This is a genomic window from Pseudoflavonifractor capillosus (assembly GCF_016899775.1).
GTDB lineage: Bacteria > Bacillota > Clostridia > Oscillospirales > Oscillospiraceae > Lawsonibacter.
This window is the reverse complement of the sequence record NZ_JACJJE010000138.1, coordinates 1-1,019: the sequence shown is the minus strand read 5'-3', so window position 1 is coordinate 1,019 and position 1,019 is coordinate 1. Positions and strand designations below refer to the sequence as shown.

The 1,019-nt window shown below is 59.8% G+C and carries 2 protein-coding genes; both read right to left on the bottom strand.

What is annotated here, in order from left to right; all coding sequences use genetic code 11:
- Nucleotides 1-29 precede the first annotated feature (29 nt).
- Complete coding sequence (locus H6B31_RS16680) at nt 30-380, bottom strand: SpoVG family protein (protein WP_204899523.1); 351 nt, start codon at nt 378-380, stop codon at nt 30-32.
- On the bottom strand, nt 346-1,019 hold a 674-nt coding region (locus H6B31_RS16675), incomplete at its 5' end, for a hypothetical protein (RefSeq protein WP_204899522.1). The genes H6B31_RS16675 and H6B31_RS16680, both read right to left, overlap by 35 nt.

The following is a 1,019-nucleotide window of genomic DNA, read 5'->3' as shown; positions in this document are numbered from 1 at the left end:
ATCTTTCGTTTCATGCAGACATCCCTCCTCTACATGCTCATGCCGCCCATTACCGGGCCGGACTGGACGGGTTCTTCCTTTTGCCGCAGCTCCATTCGGTAGGCCTCCAGCACCGTCTGGTCAAAGGCCTGCTTGAATTCCTTGGTACAGGGGAAGCAGACGTCCCGGTACTCGCCCTTAACCTGACGGCTGGGCATGGAGACGAAGGGGCCGTTTTTCCCCTCCCGGATCTGGATCCCTCGGATGGCGAAGCAGCCATTCAGAGTGACCGAGGCGTCCGCCAGGATCGGTCCTTTGGGACTGGGCCGGTAGATCTTCACCTCGATCTCCATGGGACTGTGTACCTCACTGGGGTACAGCGTGTTTTTCTGCTGATTCATCGTCTACAGCTCCTCTCAGTTTGTACCGCTCCAGGGTGCGCTGGAGCAGCAGTTTATATTCCCAGGGGGCCACATCCAAAGGAATGTAGGCCCCCTGGTCCGTAAGGCCGTCCGCCTGGTACTTGAGGACCAGGACGGGGCGGCTGGTACGGCGGTACAGAATACTGGGCGGCACCCAGCCTTTCCCCGCGGTGTACACCCACCGGATGGCGGAGTGTTCGTCCTCCCGGACGTTCAGCCACAGGTACTTGTCCCGCAGGCGCTTTGGAAGTGTTTTGGGCTGAGAGACGGGAACCAGCACAGCCCCGTCCAGCCGGTATCTGGGATGGAAGGCTGCCTCGCAGGCGGCAGCCGCATCCGCGGACTCAGACCGCTCCCGCCACAGCGTCAGGGCCTGGTAGTCCGACGCCCATACGGTTTCTCCCTCTGTGTCGTCTGGATAGAGGGGCAGACACTTCACCAGTTCCAGCACATGGAATCCATCTGTGATCCCCAGGGATTTCTCACCGGTGGCGGGCAGTGTCTGATAGTGGGAGATGGCCGCCTTCACCGTATCAAAATGCCGGATGGAACAGCCCTTCCGAAACAGCCGCTTGGGGGGCTGTCTCAGATCGTCAATGGTGTAATAAGAAATTTCCA

Bases quoted from the DNA above. Each gene is read 5' to 3' on its own strand.
- H6B31_RS16680 (WP_204899523.1), bottom strand. From the start codon at position 380: ATGAATCAGCAGAAAAACACGCTGTACCCCAGTGAGGTACACAGTCCC.